The sequence below is a fragment of the Mycobacterium sp. 852002-40037_SCH5390672 genome (assembly GCF_001665875.1).
In the GTDB taxonomy this organism is placed as follows: domain Bacteria; phylum Actinomycetota; class Actinomycetes; order Mycobacteriales; family Mycobacteriaceae; genus Mycobacterium.
Genome location: NZ_LZTA01000128.1, coordinates 77,109 through 97,131, shown reverse-complemented (window position 1 = coordinate 97,131; position 20,023 = coordinate 77,109). Strand labels below are relative to the sequence as shown.

Here is a 20,023-nt window from a genome sequence, read left to right as displayed (position 1 = left end):
TAGTCGGCTTCCAGCAGGATCCGCCCGGCGTCGGTGCGACCGAACTGTGCGTCGATGATGCGGTCAGGTTCGTTCGGGTTCAGGTTCACCGTGAACGCCGAGGTAGGTAGCGCCAGCCACACGAAGAACGAGTCGGAAGCCATGTAGGCGTTGGCATTACCGCCGAACGACGGCGCACCGCCGGTTTGCGTATTGGCGGCGAAGGAATACTGCACACCGTTGCCGTTGAGATCGGTGTCGGAAATGTAGCGCAGTTGCAACGTCGAGAAATCGACCCCGCCCAGCACGCCGCCGATCCCGCTGGTAACGGCAGTGAGCCCGCTCGCGACGCCGCCGCCGATCCCATTGGCCACGCCACCGACGATTCCCCCGGTTACCGCGCCGGCGATGCCACTGACCAGACCGCCCGTGACGTTGGCCAAAACGGTGGCCGCGCCGCCGGTGGCGGCGCCGATGATGCCGGCGACGGTGTTGGCGGCCGTCACGCCCGCGAGGACTCCCGCGTCGACGATCGGACCGACAACGGCGCCCGGATTGATCGGCATGGGCCCAGATGCCGGCCTGGGCGCTTGCGGTGCAGGGACCGAACCGGGAGCCTGCTGCGCGGGAGCTGGAACCGAACCGGGAGCCTGCTGGGCGGGCGCCGGAACCGAGCCCGGCGCTTGCTGTGCCGGGGCGGGCACCGGAGCCGAGCCCGGCGCTTGCTGGCCCGGAGCAGGGGCCGGCGCCGAGACGGGCACCGACTCAGGTACTGACTCGGGATCCTGGGCCGCCTGTTCGGCGTCCATAGCCTCGTTGACCTGCCCTGAGACAAAGGCGTTTTCGATCGCCTGGGCGGGCGAGTCAGGAGATGCGCCGGTGGTTTGATCGGCACCGCCGTTGACCGGGTTCTGCCCGCCGCTGGCGAGGACGGCTTTCCCAGAGGGGTCGGGTACACCCACCGTCGGGTAATACCGGACATTCAGCAGGTTCGCGGCGCCCAGGTTTTGGGCGACAGCGAGCATGGCCTGAAGTGTCGCCGGCGGCGGCTTGTCCGGGAAGATGTACACCACTCGACGACCGGTCTGCTGCGCGACGCGAAGGAAGTCTTCGAGCTGCGCTTTATCGACCGCCCCGGTCTTCAGCTCCACGATCTCTTCACCGTTGTGAAAATCGGGGCGGCGGTTGATCGAAGTGCCCTTGATCTTCCGGTTGCGCAGGTAACCGTTTTCCGTGAACTTCAACTCTTTATCGAGCGCAGTTTCGAAGCTCGTGCCGGTGTTGCGATTGTTGAAGGCGCGGACGTAAGCGTCGCGATAGTCCGCCCAGCTCAATGGATTCGCGACGGCGGGTGCCCGCTGGTTCTGGTAGACCAACCAGCTCTTATAAAGGTGTTGCTCGGTGCCGGCTGTGTACTTACCCCTGGTGTTGATATCAATCAAGGCGGCACGGCTCGGCGCGGGCAGCGCCGAGAGTCCATTAGCCGATGGAAATTTGTAGCTGAGCGGGGTCTTGCCTGGCGGCGGATCCTGGTCGGCGGAGTACCCGGGCAGCTTCGGCGCCGGATCCGCTACGGCCTGCGCGGTGGGCGTGAGCAGCGCGACCAGCGCCAGAACCAGGGCGGTCGCAAGGACGCGACGCCATGTCAGCCAAACCCGAGCCATATGCGGCCCTCCCCGTCGGACTTCGCGCGCTCTGAGGCGAAGCACAAGATGTCGCGATCCTAAGTGAGGTTGACGGGCTTGAGAATTCAGCCGACCCATTCGTCATAGTAGGCGCGGGTATCGCCGGGATCTTTATGCCTGACCATAGAGGAGAGCAGATGGTACGGGGCAGTGAAGCCAGCATCGTCGTTGAGCTGGATTTTGAAGTTGGCGGCGATCGAGTCGCCCTCGTCGGAAAAGTCGCGGTAGACCCATCGGGATGGGTAGCCGCGGCGCAGCATCTCGCCCAGGTAGTAGGAGGCGCCGTCAACGAACTCGGCATTAGCCGGATCATGGAGGGCCTCGACCGTCGGCGTCACCTGCAGCACGAGGGCTGTGAGTCGGTCGACGCTGTCGGGGCTGTAATCCCAATTCCCACCGTTGCGGGCCGCCCAGGCCGGGAAATTCTGCTCCTGGTGAGCCAGCCAGTCTTCCAACACCGTCGAGGGCGGCGGAGCGTTGAACAGGCCGTCCGCCAGAGTGCGCTCTTTGACCGGGGACCAATCGGGATGGTCTGCGGCGTAGGCCTGCACGGCCTGCTTCCAGCGGCCGTAGGTCGCCACCAACACGGCATTGCCGTCGGTCGCCAACGCTTGCAGCAGCAGATGTGTCGGCGACAGTGCTTCCAGCCCGCAATCGGAGTCGGGACGAATGATCGGAAAACCAGCTGCGTCGGGCTCGCCCGCACTGTCGATACGCCAACGATGCTGAGAGAGCCGCCGCACCAGCAGGGGGTCATCGATCGTGACGTCAGGGGGCGCTTCGGCGATCCAGTCCCACCGCCCACCGCCGATACGCATCAAGGCCTCCCCCAGATACGCCACCACCCCCGCGGTGAACGACTGGTGTTCGTCGTAAAGCGCCTCGGCCGGATCGGCCAACCGGTCCCGCGCCGCGGCCTCCAGCGCCGACAGCGACGCTTCGGAGTAATCCAGCGCGACCGCCCCGCCCAGATCGACATCGCCGGTCATGTCGATCAGCAAGTTGATCCGGTCCAACCACCAATCCAGCGGCCCACCCTCCACCACGTCCTCCCATTCAGTTCCAGCGCCGCCCGAAAGCTTTGATGCGCGTCGCATTATGCCTGTTGTACCGGAAGATTGCCCTGCCAAGATCATCGCACAGCGATCATCAGCACGACCGCCGCCGCCACCACGCCTAACTTGACGAGACGACCCGTGGAAGTACCAGCCGTGCAACGGTTTTCGCTTGCACTCGACTGACTGGCGACGTAGTCCCACAAGACGGGAGTGAAATCAGCCGACCCACTCGTCGTAGTACGCGCGAGGACGGCCGGGGTCGCCACGCTCGAGCATGAAGGACAACAGATGGAAAGGCCCGGTAAAGCCGGCGTCGTCGTTCAGCTGGAGTTGAAAGTTGGCCGTGATCGGGTCGCCCTCGTCGCGAAACTCGCGATAAACCCAACGCGAGGATGATCCGCGCCGCAATATCTCGCCCAGGTAGTAGCTGGCACCATCGACGAACTCGCCATTAGCCGGATCCCGAAGCGCAGCCACAGTCGGCGTTTTCCGCGATACCAGCTCGGTCAACCGATCGATACTGTCAGGGGTGAAGTCCCAATTCCCGCCGTTCTCGGCAGCCCAGGCCGGGAAATTCTGCTCCTGGTGAGCCAGCCAGTCTTCCAACACCGTCGAGGGCGGCGGAGCGTTGAACAGGCCGTCCGCCAGAGTGCGCTCTTTGACCGGGGACCAATCGGGATGGTCTGCGGCGTAGGCCTGCACGGCCTGCTTCCAGCGGCCGTAGGTCGCCACCAACACGGCATTGCCGTCGGTCGCCAACGCTTGCAGCAGCAGATGCGTCGGCGACAACGCCTCCAACCCGCAATCGGAATCGGGACGAACGATCGGAAAACCGGCTGCGTCGGGCTCGCCCGCACTGTCAATACGCCAACGATGCTCGGACAGGCGCTGCCGCAGCACGGGGTCGTCGACCGTGATGCCAGTGGGCGCCTCGGCGACCCAGTCCCACCGGCCACCACCTACACGCATCAAGGCCTCCCCCAGATACGCCACCACCCCCGCGGTGAACGACTGGTGTTCGTCGTAAAGCGCCTCAGCCGGATCAGCCAGCCGATTCCGCGCCGCGGCCTCCAGCGCCGACAACGATGCCTCGGAGTAATCCAGCGTCACCGTCCCACCGAGATCGAGGTCGCCCATCATGTCGATCAACAAGTTGATCCGGTCTAACCACCAATCCAGCGGCCCACCCTCCACGCGTCCTCCCATTCAGTTCCGGCGCCTTTCCCGGGCGCCGCCCGTCAAGCGACGATGCGCGTCGATTATCTCCCTCAAGAGGCTTAGGGACATGTCACGCTGGCATCAATCGACACCGTGCCCGATAGTCGTAGCAACAAGTGAGCGCCGATGTCATCAGAGGTGGGGATACATGAGCACGCGCCGCCACATCATCGTCAGCGGTGACGACGCGCTCGCGACCACGATCGCCGAGGAATTGAACCGCGCGGGCGCAACCATCGTCAAGCTGCACAGCGAGGAGCTCACCGGCGCCGATCTTGGCCGGGCCAGCGCCGTTGTCTGCGCCGGGGATGACGACGCGAAGAATCTCGAAATCGCCTTGCTGGCAAGGAAAACGAATCCCAATGTGCGCGTGGTCGCCCGCTTGGGCAACGACGTCCTGCGTGCAGCGGTGGCCGCCGATAACGGTCCGGGCGCCATCCTGGACGTCGCCGACCTGGCGGCTCCGTCGGTCGTCGAAGCCTGTTTGGCGAGCAGCACGCACCCGGTCGAGGCGGCCGGCATCAAATTCATCGTTTCGGGGGCCGAGGCGCCGCGCGACGCGACCCTTCGGGAGATCTACGGCGACCTGGCGCCGGTAGCCGTGATTCACGGCGAGAACTCCGCTAGGCCCGATGAGGTGGTGCCCTGCCCCGGACGAGATCATCGAGTGCGCGTGGGCGACTGGACCGCCATGATCGGCAGCGCGGATGAGCTGGCCGCGCGCGGCATAAGAACCCCTCGGCCGGCCGCGTCGCGCTCTCGCCAGTCGTGGATGCGCCGCGTCTCGGACGCCGCGCGGGCCATGCGCGACGACGTCAATCCCATGCTCTTCCCCGCAATGCTGCTCGCGCTCAGTCTGTTGCTCGCGTCGACAGTCGTCGTGCACTTCTCCTACACAAAGCCACGACTGTCCTGGCTGGACGCCATGTACTTCACCGCGGAGACCATCACCACCGTGGGGTATGGCGAGTTCACCTTCCTGCACCAATCCGCATGGCTGCGAATCTTCGCCGTTGCCTTGATGTTCGCCGGTGTGACCACCACCGCTCTGCTCGTGGCCTTCCTGGCTGACTTGCTGCTCTCGCGGCGCTTCCTGCAATCGGCCGGGGTCCGGCGGGCACGCCATCTGCGCAACCACATCATCGTCGTCGGGCTGGGCTCGTTCGGCAGCCGCGTCGTCGGCGATCTGACCGCCGCCGGATACGACGTCGCGGTGATCGAGCGCGACGAGAACAACCGATTCCTTTCGGTCGCAGACGAACTCGATGTGCCGGTGATCTTCGGGGACGCAACATTGCGCCAGACGCTGGAGTCGGCCCGTGTCGATCGCGCCCGCGCCGTCGCGGTCCTGACTCAGGACGACATGGTCAACATCGAGACCGGAATTGTGCTGCGCGAGATGCTCGGTCCCCGGGTGATGCCTGAGGTCAACCGGCCCGATGTGCCCATAGTGCTGCGCATCTATGATCGCACCCTCGGCGATGCGGTGGCAAAGCGGTTCGGTTTCGAAAACGTTCGCTCGACCGTCGACCTGGCCGCCCCCTGGTTCATCGGTGCCGCGATGGGTCTGCAGGTGCTGGGGACGTTCTCGGTCGGCCAGCGTTCATTCATGGTCGGCGCCATGCACGTGGCGGCCGGCAGCGAACTCGACGGGCTGCGGATGTTCGAGATGTCCACCCAGACCCGCGTCATCGCGATCACACGCCGGGACACGCCTGTCGAGCTGCACCCCCGCCGCGACGCCTGGCTTCGCGGCGGCGACACCGTCTACCTGGTGGGGCCCTACCGCGAGCTGCTGGAGACGCTGCGCAAGGGTCAGCCGCCCCAGGAGCCCGCCATCAGCGACGAGCGCCCCGCGGATAAAGCGGCGACGTGACGCTTGCGGGACATCCCCTCACAGCACATCCGGGTCACGAAGCAGACCAGTCCAGCGACCCATGGCCCCCGGATTTATCCGCGCGCCCACCATGGCGGGCGCACAATCCGGCCAACTCATGGCGGGCGGCGAGGGTCACCGGATGCTCGGCCCCGAGTACGCGCGCCTCTTCGTCGACAAGCGCTTCCCATGCGGCGACCTCGTCCGTGACGCCGGCCCGGTCGGGGGCCCAGAGGGTGAACATGTGCCGGGCCATGAGCAGGTGGACGTGGCCGTCGCCCAGCTTGTCGCGCAGGTCGCCGATCAACGGCTCGAGCTCGGCGACGGCCGCTGCCACGTCACCGGCGCGGCCCCGCCAGATTGCCAGCATTAGTCTCGTCCCGAGGGTATCGGCGTGGTCGTCACCGAGCACGCGTCGGCGCGCGGCGAGTACGTGTTCGCCCTCGGCCATGGCACCCACGAGATCGCCGATTTCCCAACGCTTCTCGGCGATTTTCTCGCGGGCAACCAGCACGCTCTCGTGTTCGGCACCCAAGACGCGCTGTTCGTCGGCGAAAAGCTGCGACCATTCGGCAAGCGATGACAGCGAGCCTTGTTGCCGACCCGCCAACAGGTGACGAGCGGTCAGGGTGCTGAGGTGATCGCGCCCGAGCACCTCGACCAGGTCCGGTATCAGCCGTGCGAACTCTTCGTAGGCGACGGCATCCTCGCCCGCTCGCAGTTGCACGGTGGCCAGCGACACCTTGAGTTCCAGGACGGTGGGATGGCGCTCGCCAAGCGTCGCCCGGCAGAGCGTGACCAGCTCGTTCGCCTGCCGCGCGGCCCCGGCGTAATCACCGTTGCTCGCGCACTCCGTCATGAGCCCGGTCAGTTCGGCCAGCGGGGCGGGCAACTCCTGCTGCGTCATGCGCTAATGAAATCGCCACCACGCCGACGCGGCAATTCACCCCGTGCTACCTGCAGCGTCGCCCCAAACGCGGACGAGATTACAGCCGCGCGGCCACGTCCGCGGCACGACGAAGCTGATCGACGTCCGAGCTGGTGGGGATGAGCTGAACCTCGTCGGTGCCGATCTCCTCGAACCCGCGCAACACGCCCAGCAGCTCGTCTTCACTGCCGGCCCATCCCGTCATCGGCGCCATCGCGTCGACGTATTCGGCCGGTATCCAGTTCATATAGCGCCGCAGATGACGATGTATTTGGTCGCGCGACCCTTCGGGCGACCCGAACGCGAACCAGAACGAGGTGATGAGGTGGGGTTTGGGCTTGCCGGCCTGCGCCCAGGCCGCTCGGGTCACGTCGAAAAGCTCGTTCTGCTTGGCCACGTCGAGGTCCAAGGTGGTGCCGGCCAGTCCGTCGGCCCACGCGGCCGCGCTGCGGATGGTTTTCGGCCCGATAGTGCCGACGAACAGCGGCGGACCACCCGGCTGAATCGGCGCCGGACCGACGGGCCGCACCGAGTCGGTGGTCTTCTCACCCGCCCAGACCCGCTTCATCACCGCCACGCGCTCGGCCATGCCGCGCATATTCTGCGTCGCCGGATCGGCACTCACGGCGTGGTAGTCCTCGTGCCGCCCGCCCACCCCGATGCCCACGGTCAGCCGCCCGCCACTGAGCAGGTCGCCCGTTGCGAGGCCTTTGGCGAGCATGACCGGATCGTGCAGCTGCGGCACGATGACCGTCGTCAGCAGCCGCACCCGCTTGGTCCACGCGGCGAGCGCACCCAACAGCGTCAGGTTGTCCGGGTTGTCGAAGGCGATGCGCTCGCCCCAGCACAGCGACGAGAACGGACCCTCGTCGATGGCGCGTGCCCAGGTCTCGAGCACCGTCGCATCCAAGTCCGGCTCCATCACCGGCATGGTCATCGCAATCTGCACGACGGCGATTCTGGCATGTTTAACATGCGGCCGTTCAGTGGAACCATGGACCAAGTGGCGTTCACCAGTAGTTCCATCGCACATGTCCGGCTGACCGTGACCGATATCGAGCGGTCGCGGCAGTTCTACGAGAGCGTGTTCGGCTGGCCGGTGTTGATCGAGGTCCCCGACAACGCCGACGAATCCACCCGCAATCAGTTGGGCTTCCTCTTCGGCGGCGTCATCTACGACCTCGGCGGCACGTTACTCGGACTGCGCCCGGTTGCCGCGGACCGCTTCGACGAAGATCGCGTCGGACTCGACCACATTGCTTTCCGCCTGGCCAGCAAAGACGAATTGGATTCTGCAGCAGCGCATCTCGATGAACTCGGTGTCGTCCACGAGCCGGTCAAAGACATCGGGCCGTCCTACATCCTGGAGTTCCGCGATCCCGACAACATCGCCCTGGAGCTAACCGCACCGAAATAACGCGTTGTCGCGCCCGGCGCACAGTGGTTGACTGGAAAGAACTATGACCATCAGTTTCAACCACACCATCGTCGCGTCGCGCGACAAGCGAGAATCTGCCGAGTTTCTCGCCGAGCTGTTCGGGCTGCCCAGCCCAAAGCCCTTCGGCCACTTCATGGTTGTCGAACTCGAGCACGGCGTCAGTCTCGACTATGCGGACGCCCCTGAAGGCGCCGACATCCCGCGGCAGCACTACGCGTTCTTGGTGTCCGAGCAGGAGTTCGACACCATCTACGCCAGGATCCAGTCACGCGGCCTGCAGCACTGGGCCGATCCGGGGGCCAAACACCCGGGCGAGATCAACCACAGTCACGGAGGGCGCGGGGTCTATTTCCCAGACCCTTCCGGCCATGCCCTGGAGATCCTCACCAGCCCGTACGGATCAGCGGGCTGAGCGGCTGACGTTGCCGCCTAGTCGCCGGTGCGTGCTGTGCCGTGCCGCTGGCTTTCCTGCTTGCGATAGTCATCGGCCAGTTGCGCGACATGCTTGGGCAGGCCGCCGGTGGCGACATCGGCCAGGGTCGTTTCTTCCAGCACCGAGCGCATGCTGGCCCGCAGCGCGCGCCAGACGTCGGTGAGTGCCGCCGTGGGCCCCGAGTACGGCAAGTCGCCCAGTCCGATGTCACGGACGCTGGCCAGCGGTCCGTCGATGCAGCGCAGCACGTCAGCAATGCTGATGTCTTTTCCGGAACGGGCCAATTCGTAGCCACCTTCGCGACCTCGATGACTTCGCACCAGCCGGTCGGTGCGCAGGTTGGTGAGAATGTCGACGAGGAATTGCGGCGGAATGCCCTGGGCCTGCGCCAGGTCGTCGGTCTTTACCAGCGTTCCGTCGGGCACCGTGGCGAGCTGAATCATCGCCCGCACGGCATACTCCGCCTTCGCCGACATGCGCACTCACAGGATTGTGCCACCCGGCGGCACGATTTCGGTGCAGCCTGGCTGATCTGGTGCGCTACCCGCGTGATTCGAGCAGGTCGATGACCCGCTGCGCCTGCTCCTCGACGGTACCGTCGGGGGTCAGCCGCAGATCGGGGTTCACCGGCGCCTGATACGGGCTGTCGATGCCGGTGAACTGGCTGATCTCACCCGCCCGGGCTTTGGCGTACAGGCCCTTGGGATCACGCTTTTCGCATTCCTCAATCGGAGTGTCACAGAACACCTCGATGAAGTCGAAGCCGGCGTCGGCGTGCACTTGGCGCGCCAGCTCCCGTTGCTCGGTCAGCGGACTGATCGCCGGTACCAGCACGACGTTGCCGCAGTCGGCGAGCAGGGCGGCCACGTGCGCCAGCCGGCGCAGATTTTCGGCTCGGTCGGCCATGCTGAAGCCCAAGTCGGCGTTCAAACCGTGCCTCAGGTTATCGCCGTCGAGAACGTAAGCCAGAGCGCCGTTTTCGAGCAGCTTTTGCTCGACCAGCATGGCCACCGACGACTTGCCGGACCCGGACAAACCGGTGAACCACACCGTCTTCCCCCGAGGGCGGCCCTCGGCGACAGCGGATGACTTGTGCCGCACGGTATTCGGACTGGCGGCCTGTGCCGAAGCGTCGCGCAACACCATGCCGGCCGCCACCGTGCCGTTGGTGTGCGGGTCGATGAGGATGAACGAACCGGTGCTGGGGTTGCGGGTGTACTCGTCGAGCAGCAGCGGCACCTGGGTGCGCAACGAAATGCGGCCGAGTTCATTGAGCTGCAACGCCGTTGCCGTCTTATCACGATGCAGCGTGTTGACGTCCAGCCGGTAGTCGAGCGCGGTCACCTTGGCGTGCGTGGTGCGGGTGGTGTGCTTGATGACGTAATCGCGGCCGGGCTCGAGAGCCGCATTGTCGGCCATCCAGCACACCGTCGCGTCGAAGTCCTGCGCGATCCTGGGCTGATTGTGGGTACGGGCGATCAAGTCGCCCCGTGAGATATCGATCTCGTCGGCCAGGGTCAGCGATACGGCCATCGGCGGGAAGGCTTCTTGCACCGGACCATTCGGACCATCGATCGCGGTGATGCGGGTGTGCTTGCCAACCGGTAGCACGACCACTTCATCGCCGGGACGCATGACCCCGCTGGCCACGGTGCCGGCGTAACTACGGTGGTCCTGGTGTTCGCGGGTGTGCGGGCGGATGACGTACTGGACCGGAAACCGCACGTCGACCATGTTGCGGTCACCCGCGATGTACACCTCTTCGAGGTGCGACAACAACGCCGGACCCTCGTACCAAGGTGTGTGGTCCGACTTGGTCACCACGTTGTCGCCGTGCAGCGCCGAAAGCGGAATGGTGGCGACGTCGTGCACATCCAGACGTGCGGCAAAGGCGTGGAATTCGTCCCGGATCGCCTCGAATTTCTCTCTGTCCCAACCGATCAGGTCCATCTTGTTGACCGCGAGCACGATGTGCTGGATGCCCAGTAGGGACGCCAGGAAGGCGTGCCGGCGTGATTGTTCCAACAAGCCGTGCCGCGCATCGACGAGCACGATCACCAGTTGGGCGGTCGACGCGCCGGTCACCATGTTGCGGGTGTACTGGATGTGGCCGGGGGTATCGGCGATGATGAATTTCCGCTTGGGAGTGGCGAAGTAGCGGTAGGCCACGTCGATCGTGATGCCCTGTTCGCGCTCGGCCCGCAGGCCGTCGGTCACCAGCGCCAGGTCGGTGTAGTCGTTCCCGCGGTCCTTCGACGTCTGCTCCACCGCGGCCCACTGGTCTTCCATCACGGCCTTGGAGTCGTAGAGCAGCCGACCGATCAGGGTGGACTTGCCGTCGTCGACGGAACCCGCGGTTGCCAGACGTAATAGCGTTGTCATCAGAAGTATCCCTGCCGCTTGCGGTCTTCCATGCCGGCCTCCGAGATGCGGTCGTCAGCCCTGGTGGCCCCGCGTTCGGTCAGCCGGGACACCGCGGTCTCGGCGATGACCTCGTCCACGGTGGCGGCCTCCGATTCCACGCATCCGGTGCACGTGACGTCGCCGACGGTGCGGAAACGCACCGTCGTTTCGAACACCGGCTCGTCGGCTCCCGGTTGCATGTTGCGGTCAACCGCCAGCAGCATGCCGTCACGGCGAAACACCTTGCGCTGGTGCGCGTAATAGATCGACGGCAGTGCGATGTTCTCGGCGCCGATGTAGGACCAGATGTCGAATTCGGTCCAGTTGGACAACGGGAACACCCGGATGTGCTCGCCCTTGTGATGCCGGCCGTTGTAGAGGTTCCACAACTCGGGCCGCTGCGCCTTGGGGTCCCATTGGCCGAACTCGTCGCGGAAGCTGAAGACGCGTTCCTTGGCGCGGGCCTTCTCCTCGTCACGGCGCGCTCCGCCGAACGCGGCATCGAACTTGTTCTCCCGGATGGCACGCAGCAATGTCACCGTCTGGATCGAGTTCCGTCCCTGGCGCGGCTCGACGACCCGCCCGGCGTCGATGTCCTCCTGGACCGAGGCGATCACCAAGCGCACGCCGTGCTCGGCCACCAACTCGTCGCGGGTCGCGATCACCTCGTCGAAGTTGTGCCCGGTGTCGACGTGCATCACCGGGAAGGGCAGCCGTCCGGGACGAAACGCCCGTAGCGCCAGGTGCAGCATGACGATGGAATCCTTGCCGCCGGAGAACAGCAGCACCGGCCGCTCGAACTCCGCGGCCACCTCGCGAATGATGTGGATCGCCTCTGCCTCCAGGGAGCGCAGATGACTCAATTCGTACTGTCCGGCGGCCGGGGCCACCTTCAGATCACTGGTCATAGCTTCCTTCACTAAAACCTGGCAGAACTGACCATGTTTGGCATCTTTGCAATCTATAAGACCAGGCCCGCCTGGGCACTGTCAACCGCCGGACCGGACGTCCGCTGACTTAGATGGCGTGCACACGGGCCACCGGACACATCGCGTCAAGAGGCGTGGCGATACTTTTGCCGCTGGTGGGGGTGCGAAAGCATGGACGAATGACTGCCACCTCTGAACCTGCCCGCCCACCCGCGCCGAGCGGTCGCGACGTCATCGCGCAGTTCCTCCCCCAATCCCCATTCGTCGTCAAGCTGGGCATCGTCGCCGACCGACTCGAGGAGGACGAAGTGCGGCTGCGGCTGCCCTGGGACCCTTCGAACGTGACCATCGGCGACATGGTCCACGGCGGCGCCATCGCCACGCTCGCCGATCTCACCGTCATGGCGGCGGCGTGGTGCGGCGCGCAGGCGCCGCCGGAACTGCGGGGCGTGACGGTGTCCATGACACTGGACTTCATGGCCCCGGCCCGGGCCACCGACGTGATCGGCATCGGCCGGGTCCTGCGGCGCGGCCGGTCATTGGTCAACTGTGAGGCCGAAATCGTCGACCCTGGGGGGACGCTGGTCGCCAAGGCCCTGGCGACTTACAAAGTCGGTTGACGCAACAGCTGTCGCGGGGTCTAGAGAGTGACCTCGTTGAGCTTGCCCGTGGCCACGTCGAACACGAATCCGCGCGCCGACACGTGCTTGGTGACGAACGGGCTGGCCTCCAGGCGGCGCAGCGACTGGCGGACATCCTCGGCGAGGTCGCCGAAGGCCTCGGCCGCCCACCCCGGCTTGATACCCGTCTCCTCCTGGATACTGCGCTTGAAGTCGTCGTCGGTGAAGGTGAGCATCCCGCAATCGGTGTGGTGAATCAGGATGATCTCCCGGGTTCCGAGCAACCGCTGGCTGATGGCCAGCGAGCGGATGACGTCGTCGGTGACGACTCCCCCGGCGTTGCGGATGACGTGAGCGTCCCCCTCGTGGAGCCCAAGGATGCGATAGACATCGAGCCGGGCGTCCATGCACGCCACGACCGCCACATGTTTGCCCGGCGGCATCGGCAGCAGGCCTTCGAAGGCGCTCGCATACTCGGCGTTGTTGGCCAGGTAATCATCGGTAACCGTCACGCAAGCCTCCTTGGGAGTGTCGCGGCCTGAAACGTGCTGTGTTTGCTGCACGGCTCGGTACCGCGGTGGATCCTAACAACCGATCACACGCGATTCACGCATGAGAATCAACCGGATCGGAAGGCGACCGAACGCGCCGAACGCTGCGAGGCGCGACGCTGTGCTGCCGGCTCGATAGCCTGTCCCCATGCGACGTGGGGCGTGCGGACGGGCATGACTCGGTTTCTGGCACGCCGATTGCTCAACTACGTTGTGCTGCTGGCGCTGGCATCGTTTCTGACGTTTTGCCTGACGTCGGTGGCCTTCAAGCCACTGGACAGTCTGCTGCAGCGCAGCCCGCGGCCGCCGCAAGCCGTGATCGACGCCAAGGCCCACACGCTCGGCCTGGATGAGCCGATACCGATCCGCTATGCGCACTGGGCGTCGCACGCCGTCCGCGGTGACTTCGGCAAGACCATCACCGGACAGCCCGTCGGATCGACGCTCTGGCGTCGCGTCGGAGTAACCCTGCGCCTGCTGATCATCGGTTCGCTGCTGGGCACCGCACTGGGCATCGCGGCCGGAGCGTGGGGCGCCATTCGCCAGTACCGGCTCAGCGATCGCGTCGTCACCATGGTGGCGCTGCTGGTTCTCAGCACCCCGACATTCGTGATCGCCAGCCTGCTGATCCTGGGCGCGCTGCGGGTGAATTGGGCCGTGGGCATCAACGTTTTCGACTACACCGGGGAGACCTCACCGGGCGTGACCGGCGGGACCGGCGCCCAGCTGCTCGACCGGTTACGGCATTTGGTCTTGCCGTCGCTGACCCTGGCGCTGGCCGCCGCGGCGGGATACAGCCGCTATCAGCGCAACGCGATGCTGGACGTCCTGGGCCAGGATTTCATTCGCACCGCGCGCGCCAAAGGACTCACCCGTCGGCGGGCGCTGGTCAAGCACGGGCTGCGCACCGCGCTGATACCGCTGGCCACCCTGTTCGCCTACGGCGTGGCCGGTCTGGTCATGGGAGCGGTGTTCGTGGAGAAGATCTTCGGCTGGCACGGCATGGGCGAATGGCTGGTGCAGGGCATCGCGACTCAGGACACCAACATCATCGCGGCGATCACCTTGTTCTCCGGCGCGGTGGTGTTGCTGGCCGGTCTGCTGTCGGACGTGTTCTACGCAGCCCTTGATCCGCGGGTCCGGGTGTCATGACCGCCCAGGCGAACATCGATGGCGCCCACGGTTTTTCGGGTCACGAAGTCGCGGACTTCACCTCACGGCGCACCCTGGTGCTGCGACGGTTTGCCCGCAACCGATTCGCGGTGGCGTCCCTGACGTTGTTGGTGCTGTTGTTCATCGGCTGTTACGCACTGCCCGCGCTGCTGCCCTATTCCTACGAAGACCTCGATTTCACCGCACTGCTGCAGCCGCCGAACGCGCACCACTGGCTGGGCACCAACGCCCTGGGTCAAGACCTGTTGGCGCAGATCCTGCGCGGGATGCAGAAGTCGATGCTGATCGGCGTGTGTGTCGCGGTGATCTCCACCGGCATCGCCGCCACCGTCGGGTCGATATCAGGCTATTTCGGAGGCTGGCGCGACCGCGTGCTGATGTGGGTGGTCGATTTGCTGTTAGTAGTGCCCAGCTTCATCCTCATCGCCATCGTGACGCCACGAATCAAGAACTCGGCCAATGTCTTGATGCTGGTTCTGCTGCTGGCGGGTTTCGGCTGGATGGTCAGTTCACGCATGGTGCGTGGCATGACCATGAGTTTGCGTGAACGCGAATTCATCCGGGCCGCAAGGTATATGGGAGTATCCAGCCGTCGCATCATCGTCGGCCACGTGGTGCCCAATGTGGCCTCCATTCTGATCATCGACGCCGCGCTCAACGTCGCCTCGGCCATCCTGGCCGAAACCGGCCTGAGCTTCCTCGGTTTCGGCATCCAGCCACCGGACGTGTCGCTGGGCACGTTGATCGCCAACGGCACCCAGTCCGCGACCACCTTCCCGTGGGTATTTCTGTTTCCCGCGGGGGTGCTGGTGCTGATTTTGGTGTGCGCCAATCTCACCGGCGACGGCCTGCGGGACGCGCTTGACCCCGCCAGTGCGGGGCTGCGGGGCGGGGAACGATGAGCGCGCTGCTGGAGGTGACAGACTTGGCGGTCACGTTCCCGACCGGTGGCGCGCCGGTGACAGCGGTGCGCGGCATCACCTACCGCATCGAACCGGGAGAAGTCGTCGCCATGGTCGGCGAATCAGGTTCAGGGAAGTCGGTTTCGGCGATGGCGGCCATCGGCCTGTTGCCCGAGTACGCGCAGGTGCGCGGCTCGGTCCGGTTGCACGACACCGAGCTGCTGGGCCTGCGCGACGAGGCGATGTCGCGGTTGCGCGGCAAGTCGGTCGGCATGGTGTTTCAGGATCCGATGTCGGCGTTGACGCCCGTCTACACCGTCGGCGACCAGATCGCCGAGGCGATCGAGATCCACCAGCCGCGAGTGGGCAAGAAGGCCGCCCGCCGGCGCGCGGTGGAATTGCTCGAACTGGTAGGAATCGCGCAGCCTGGGCGGCGGGCCCGCGCATTTCCGCACGAACTGTCCGGCGGCGAGCGACAACGTGTGGTCATCGCGATCGCGATCGCCAACGACCCCGACTTGTTGATCTGCGACGAGCCCACCACCGCACTGGACGTCACGGTGCAGGCCCAGATCCTCGAGGTACTCGAAACGGCACGCGAGATCACCGGTGCCGCAGTGCTCATCATCACGCACGACCTCGGTGTCGTCGCCGAGTTCGCCGACCGCGCCCTGGTGATGTACGCCGGGCGGGTTGTCGAATCCGCTGACGTGGCTACCCTTTACCGGGATCGCCGGATGCCCTACACCGTCGGGCTGTTGGGCTCGGTGCCGCGCCTGGACGCCGCACAGGGCACCCGGTTGGTGCCGATTCCCGGTGCGCCGCCGTCGCTGGCGGGCCTGGATCCCGGATGCCCGTTCGCGCCCCGCTGCCCGCTGGCCATCGACGAATGTCGGCTCGAGGAACCGCAATTGCTGTCCGTCGGCGCCGATCACCGGGCGGCCTGCATCCGCACCGATCAGGTCGACGGGCGAAGCGCCGCCGACATCTACGGAGTGAGTACCGAAGCCCGCCCAGCGGAATCGGCCGACACGCCGGTGGTCGTTCGCGTGCGTGATCTGGCCAGGACCTACCGGCTGACGAAGGGCGTGTTCCGTCGCAGCGCCGGTGAGGTGCGTGCCGTCGACGGCGTCAGTTTCGAAGTGCGGCGGGGCCGCACCCTGGGCATCGTCGGTGAGTCCGGTTCGGGCAAGTCGACCACCTTGCACGAGATCTTGGAACTCACTGGGCCCCAGTCCGGTTCGATCGAAGTGCTGGGCACCGACGTCACCACGTTGAGTGCATCGAGCAGGCGATCGCTGCGGCGCGACATTCAGGTCGTGTTCCAAGACCCGGTGGCGTCGCTGGACCCGCGGCTACCGGTGTTCGAGCTCCTCGCGGAGCCCCTGCGGGCCAACGGTTTCGACAAGAGCCACACCAACGCGCGCGTCGCCGAACTGCTGGACATCGTGGGGCTGCGCCGCGCCGATGCGGTCCGCTACCCCGCCGAGTTCTCCGGCGGGCAAAAGCAGCGCATCGGCATCGCCCGGGCGCTGGCACTACAACCGAAGATCCTGGCGCTCGATGAACCGGTTTCCGCGCTCGACGTGTCCATTCAGGCCGGGATCATCAACCTGCTGCTCGACCTGCAAGAGCGGTTCGGTCTGTCCTATCTGTTTGTTTCCCATGATCTTTCGGTCGTCAAGCACCTCGCACACGATGTCGTGGTGATGTATGCCGGCACGATCGTGGAGCAGGGCGACAGCCGTCAGGTCTTCGCCGATCCGCAACACGAATACACGCGGCGGCTGTTGAAAGCGGTGCCGCAACCGGATCCGGGCGCACGTGCCTAGCCGGTTGCGCAAGCCGGGTCAGGGAACCCGGTTCGCGGTGGTGTTTCTCGCGGTGACGCTGGCGCTGTCCGGTTGCTCGCCGGCCGTCAACCTGATTCCCGAAACCGGCCATAACGCGCAGGTCGGTTCGACAAGCGACGTCAACCCGCACGATCCGGCCACCCTTCAAGACGGCGGTAACCTGCGACTCGCGCTCACCGACTTTCCGCCGAACTTCAACATCTTGCACATCGACGGAAACTCGGCCGATGTCTCGGCGATGATGAAGGCCACCCTGCCACGGGCTTTCATCATCGGTCCGGACGGCTCGACGACGGTCGACACCGACTACTTCACCGGCATCGAGCTCACCGGCACTGCGCCGCAGGTGGTTACGTACACGATCAATCCCAGGGCGGTGTGGTCCGATGGCACGCCGATCACCTGGGCGGACATCGCCAGCCAGATCCACGCCCTGAGCGGCGCCGACAAGACCTTCGAGATCGCCGGGCCCAGTGGCGCCGACCGTGTCGCCTCGGTGACCCGCGGTGTCGACGACCGGCAGGCCATCATGACGTTCTCCAAGCCCTACGCCGAGTGGCGCGGCATGTTCGCCGGCAACGGAATGCTGCTGCCCAAGAGCATGACGGCCACCCCGGAGGCTTTCAACAAGGGCCAGCTGGAGGGGCCCGGCCCGTCGGCCGGCCCGTTCGTCGTCTCGTCGCTGGATCGGACCACCCAGCGGATCGTGTTGAGCCGCAACCCGAAATGGTGGGGTGCGCGACCTCGTCTGGACACCATCACCTACCTGGTGCTCGACGATGCAGCGCGCCTGCCGGCGCTGCAAAACAACACCATCGACGCCACCGGGGTCGGCACGATCGATCAACTGACCATCGCCCAGCGCACCAAGGGGATTTCGATTCGGCGCGCACCCGCGCCGGCCTGGTCTCACTTCACCTTCAACGGTGCCCCGGGATCGATCCTGGCCGACAAGGCGCTGCGCGTCGCGGTGTGTAAGGGGATCGATCGCCAGACCATCGCCAGGGTCGTCCAATACGGTCTCACCAGCGACCCCGTGGCACTGGGCAATCACATCTATGTCGCCGGGCAGCGGGGCTATCAGGACAACAGCTCGGTCGTTCCGTACGACCCGGCCGCGGCCAGTCGAGAGCTGGACGCGTTGGGCTGGAAGCGGACCGGCCAGTTCCGGGAGAAGGCCGGCCGGCAGCTGGTGATTCGTGATTTGTTCTACGACGCGCAGGGCAGCCGGCAGTTCGCCCAAATCGCCCAGCACAGTCTCGCTCAGATCGGGGTCAAGCTCGAACTCGTCTCCCGGTCGGGCAGCGGCTTTTTCACCAATTACATCAACGTCGGTGCCTTTGATATGGCCCAATTCGGTTGGCTCGGAGACGCCTTCCCGCTCTCGGCGCTGACCCAGATCTACAAATCGGACGGGGAGAGCAATTTCGGCAAGATCGGCGGCGAGCAGATCGACGCCGCCATCGAAAGCACGCTGGAAGAACTCGATCCGGCCAAGGCGCGGGCGTTGGCGAACGATCTCGACAGGCTCATCTGGGCTGAGGGATTCAGCCTTCCGCTGACGCAGTCGCCCGGGGACGTGGCGGTGCGCAGCGCACTGGCCAATTTCGGCGCGGCGGGTCTCGCCGACCTCGACTACACCGCCATCGGGTTCACGCGGAGTTGAGCCGCCGCCGCAGCCCATTCGGGATCGGCAGGGCACCCTCGGCGACGGCCGCCGCGCCGAGTGCCTTCCACAGCAGTCGCACCTCGGGGCGCGCCGGAAGCGCGTCCAGCGCGGGTGCCTGTGCGGCAAGCCCCTTCAAGTCGCCGCGGCGAACCGCATCGGCAGTCGCGAGCGCGACGGACTCACGAAAGTCCAGCGCGCTGTGCGCCATGCTCGGCAGGCTCAACAGCACCGCATTGGGCAGCAGCGACGCGACACGCTCGGCGACCGCTGGTGGGGTGATGAGGTCACGACCTCCGGAAACCACCGCGGTGGGCCAGTGGAAATTCGGCATTTCGGCCGGCAGGTCATAGGGCTCGTCCTCGAAAGTCACTCGCTGCGTGCGTGTTCTACTTTCGGCCACCGCGGGATCAAGCGGTAGACCGTCGGGTTCGGCTGCGTAGTCCAATTCCCGGAACGCGATGCGACTCACCAGGTCTTCTTCGTAGCGATACGGCAGGTTGCTCAAGGAGGTGAATCGGGATAGCGCCCACCACAGCAACTTTCGGCCATCGAGCAGCAGGTCGAGTTGCCGCTCGAGCAGGTCCGCCCCGCCGTACCCGTAAATCGTCGCCACGACCTGTGTTGCCGTCGCATCCATGATCCCGGCATCGACGAGCGTGCGCATCTTCGGTGCCACCGAGGCTGTTTCGGGGCTGTCCCCCTTCAGCAGCAGTCGGCGGATCGCTCGGCGCACAATGACGATGTCGTGCCGGGACAGCAACGGTGAATCGAGCACCATACCCCGCACCCGGTGCGGATGGCGCACTCCGACACCGGCCGCGATATAGGTGCCGTACGAGGCGCCATAGATGATGGCCGACTCGACTTGAGCGTCGTCGAGGACCGCGGCCACATCGTCGACCACCTGGTTCACGGTCATCGATTTCGGGGGCAGATCGGCACCCGAATCGTCGTGGCGCGACATGCCCACCCCGCGGTGTTCGATCATGATGACGTCGAGGCCGGCCGCCGCGGCGCGCCGCCGCAGTCCTTTGTACATCTGCACCGACGCCACTCCCGGGCCGCCGGGGATGATGACCAGCGGATGGGGGGACTTGCGGCCCGCGCGCACGTAGTACAGATCGAACTCTTGGGTGCTGTGCGGTGAGATCGGCCGGCGCACAGGTCGAACGCCGGGCAGCTCCGCCAGCTTCTGCTGCACCCGCCTGCGCTTCGCGGTCATCGTCATTCGTGTGGGCCCACCATGATCCCATTCTGCAGGCAAGGCGCCAGCCCGGCATTGAATCGCTTTGACCAGCAATGTCGGCC

General features: G+C 65.7%; 15 protein-coding genes and 2 pseudogenes. 7 read left to right on the top strand and 10 right to left on the bottom strand.

What is annotated here, in order from left to right:
- From A5782_RS23240 to A5782_RS23230, 3 genes and pseudogenes are all read right to left on the bottom strand, one after another.
- Positions 1–1,742 (bottom strand): annotated as a pseudogene (locus tag A5782_RS23240) (hypothetical protein); the annotation flags it as partial.
- Positions 1,730–2,800, bottom strand: a complete 1,071-nt coding sequence (locus A5782_RS23235; protein WP_156624072.1) for a hypothetical protein — start codon at positions 2,798–2,800, stop codon at positions 1,730–1,732. The gene A5782_RS23235 and the pseudogene A5782_RS23240, both read right to left, overlap by 13 nt.
- A gap of 138 nt (positions 2,801–2,938) precedes the next feature.
- On the bottom strand, positions 2,939–3,928 hold the full coding sequence (locus tag A5782_RS23230; RefSeq protein ID WP_156624071.1) for a hypothetical protein: 990 nt from the start codon (positions 3,926–3,928) through the stop codon (positions 2,939–2,941).
- 160 nt (positions 3,929–4,088) lie between these two features.
- Between A5782_RS23230 and A5782_RS23225 the strand changes: the two genes are divergently transcribed.
- Positions 4,089–5,816, top strand: a complete 1,728-nt coding sequence (locus tag A5782_RS23225) for an NAD-binding protein (RefSeq protein ID WP_067104469.1) — start codon at positions 4,089–4,091, stop codon at positions 5,814–5,816.
- 34 nt (positions 5,817–5,850) lie between these two features.
- Here A5782_RS23225 and A5782_RS23220 read toward each other — a convergent pair whose 3' ends face one another.
- Together A5782_RS23220 and A5782_RS23215 are read right to left on the bottom strand one after the other, a co-directional pair.
- The gene (locus A5782_RS23220; protein WP_067104467.1) at positions 5,851–6,723 is read right to left on the bottom strand and encodes a tetratricopeptide repeat protein; all 873 of its coding nucleotides are present in this window, start codon (positions 6,721–6,723) and stop codon (positions 5,851–5,853) included.
- Positions 6,724–6,802: 79 nt separating this feature from the next.
- The gene (locus A5782_RS23215; protein WP_067104495.1) at positions 6,803–7,681 is read right to left on the bottom strand and encodes an LLM class flavin-dependent oxidoreductase; all 879 of its coding nucleotides are present in this window, start codon (positions 7,679–7,681) and stop codon (positions 6,803–6,805) included.
- Positions 7,682–7,738: 57 nt separating this feature from the next.
- Here A5782_RS23215 and A5782_RS23210 point away from each other — a divergent pair, with 57 nt between their 5' ends.
- Positions 7,739–8,161 (top strand): VOC family protein, encoded by a 423-nt coding sequence (locus A5782_RS23210; protein WP_067104497.1) that lies wholly within the window; start codon positions 7,739–7,741, stop codon positions 8,159–8,161.
- Between the two features lie 43 nt (positions 8,162–8,204).
- Complete coding sequence (locus A5782_RS23205) at positions 8,205–8,594, top strand: VOC family protein (RefSeq protein ID WP_067104464.1); 390 nt, start codon at positions 8,205–8,207, stop codon at positions 8,592–8,594.
- Between the two features lie 17 nt (positions 8,595–8,611).
- Here the strand turns inward: A5782_RS23205 and A5782_RS23200 are convergent, their stop codons facing one another.
- From A5782_RS23200 to cysD, 3 genes are read right to left on the bottom strand one after another with little or no spacing between them, the layout of a single operon-like run.
- Positions 8,612–9,097: an RrF2 family transcriptional regulator gene (locus tag A5782_RS23200; RefSeq protein WP_067104460.1), complete on the bottom strand. Its 486-nt coding sequence runs from the start codon at positions 9,095–9,097 to the stop codon at positions 8,612–8,614.
- 58 nt (positions 9,098–9,155) lie between these two features.
- Complete coding sequence (cysC, locus tag A5782_RS23195) at positions 9,156–10,997, bottom strand: adenylyl-sulfate kinase (RefSeq protein ID WP_067104456.1); 1,842 nt, start codon at positions 10,995–10,997, stop codon at positions 9,156–9,158.
- Entirely contained in the window at positions 10,997–11,926 is a 930-nt protein-coding gene (gene cysD / locus A5782_RS23190; protein ID WP_067104453.1) for a sulfate adenylyltransferase subunit CysD, read from the bottom strand. The genes cysC and cysD overlap by 1 nt, the downstream gene beginning before the upstream one ends.
- 200 nt (positions 11,927–12,126) lie before the next feature.
- On the opposite strand from cysD, the gene A5782_RS23185 reads away from it, so the two are divergent.
- Positions 12,127–12,567 (top strand): PaaI family thioesterase, encoded by a 441-nt coding sequence (locus A5782_RS23185; protein ID WP_067104452.1) that lies wholly within the window; start codon positions 12,127–12,129, stop codon positions 12,565–12,567.
- A 20-nt stretch (positions 12,568–12,587) separates the two neighbouring features.
- Here A5782_RS23185 and A5782_RS23180 read toward each other — a convergent pair whose 3' ends face one another.
- Complete coding sequence (locus A5782_RS23180; protein WP_067104493.1) at positions 12,588–13,079, bottom strand: carbonic anhydrase; 492 nt, start codon at positions 13,077–13,079, stop codon at positions 12,588–12,590.
- A gap of 213 nt (positions 13,080–13,292) precedes the next feature.
- Here A5782_RS23180 and A5782_RS23175 point away from each other — a divergent pair, with 213 nt between their 5' ends.
- From A5782_RS23175 to A5782_RS27360, 3 genes and pseudogenes are all read left to right on the top strand, one after another.
- A complete protein-coding gene (locus A5782_RS23175; protein WP_067104451.1) occupies positions 13,293–14,270 on the top strand; it encodes an ABC transporter permease in 978 nt (325 codons plus the stop codon).
- The gene (locus A5782_RS23170; RefSeq protein ID WP_067104450.1) at positions 14,267–15,193 is read left to right on the top strand and encodes an ABC transporter permease; all 927 of its coding nucleotides are present in this window, start codon (positions 14,267–14,269) and stop codon (positions 15,191–15,193) included. The genes A5782_RS23175 and A5782_RS23170 overlap by 4 nt, the downstream gene beginning before the upstream one ends.
- Positions 15,190–18,712 (top strand): annotated as a pseudogene (locus A5782_RS27360) (dipeptide ABC transporter ATP-binding protein). The gene A5782_RS23170 and the pseudogene A5782_RS27360 overlap by 4 nt, the downstream one beginning before the upstream one ends.
- Here A5782_RS27360 and A5782_RS23155 read toward each other — a convergent pair.
- Positions 18,699–19,943, bottom strand: a complete 1,245-nt coding sequence (locus A5782_RS23155) for an alpha/beta hydrolase (protein ID WP_067104446.1) — start codon at positions 19,941–19,943, stop codon at positions 18,699–18,701. The pseudogene A5782_RS27360 and the gene A5782_RS23155 sit on opposite strands and share 14 nt — an antisense overlap.
- Positions 19,944–20,023: the final 80 nt, after the last annotated feature.

What these genes read in the sequence shown, in the direction of transcription:
- A5782_RS23175 (WP_067104451.1), top strand. Translation starts at nt 13,293, where the DNA reads ATGACTCGGTTTCTGGCACGCCGATTGCTCAACTACGTTGTGCTGCTG.
- A5782_RS23230 (WP_156624071.1), bottom strand. Translation starts at nt 3,928, where the DNA reads ATGGGAGGACGCGTGGAGGGTGGGCCGCTGGATTGGTGGTTAGACCGG.
- cysD (WP_067104453.1), bottom strand. Translation starts at nt 11,926, where the DNA reads ATGACCAGTGATCTGAAGGTGGCCCCGGCCGCCGGACAGTACGAATTG.
- A5782_RS23225 (WP_067104469.1), top strand. Translation starts at nt 4,089, where the DNA reads ATGAGCACGCGCCGCCACATCATCGTCAGCGGTGACGACGCGCTCGCG.
- A5782_RS23215 (WP_067104495.1), bottom strand. Translation starts at nt 7,681, where the DNA reads ATGACCATGCCGGTGATGGAGCCGGACTTGGATGCGACGGTGCTCGAG.
- A5782_RS23155 (WP_067104446.1), bottom strand. Translation starts at nt 19,943, where the DNA reads ATGACGATGACCGCGAAGCGCAGGCGGGTGCAGCAGAAGCTGGCGGAG.
- A5782_RS23235 (WP_156624072.1), bottom strand. Translation starts at nt 2,800, where the DNA reads ATGATCTTGGCAGGGCAATCTTCCGGTACAACAGGCATAATGCGACGC.
- A5782_RS23210 (WP_067104497.1), top strand. Translation starts at nt 7,739, where the DNA reads ATGGACCAAGTGGCGTTCACCAGTAGTTCCATCGCACATGTCCGGCTG.
- A5782_RS23185 (WP_067104452.1), top strand. Translation starts at nt 12,127, where the DNA reads ATGACTGCCACCTCTGAACCTGCCCGCCCACCCGCGCCGAGCGGTCGC.
- A5782_RS23205 (WP_067104464.1), top strand. Translation starts at nt 8,205, where the DNA reads ATGACCATCAGTTTCAACCACACCATCGTCGCGTCGCGCGACAAGCGA.
- A5782_RS23220 (WP_067104467.1), bottom strand. Translation starts at nt 6,723, where the DNA reads ATGACGCAGCAGGAGTTGCCCGCCCCGCTGGCCGAACTGACCGGGCTC.
- A5782_RS23170 (WP_067104450.1), top strand. Translation starts at nt 14,267, where the DNA reads ATGACCGCCCAGGCGAACATCGATGGCGCCCACGGTTTTTCGGGTCAC.
- cysC (WP_067104456.1), bottom strand. Translation starts at nt 10,997, where the DNA reads ATGACAACGCTATTACGTCTGGCAACCGCGGGTTCCGTCGACGACGGC.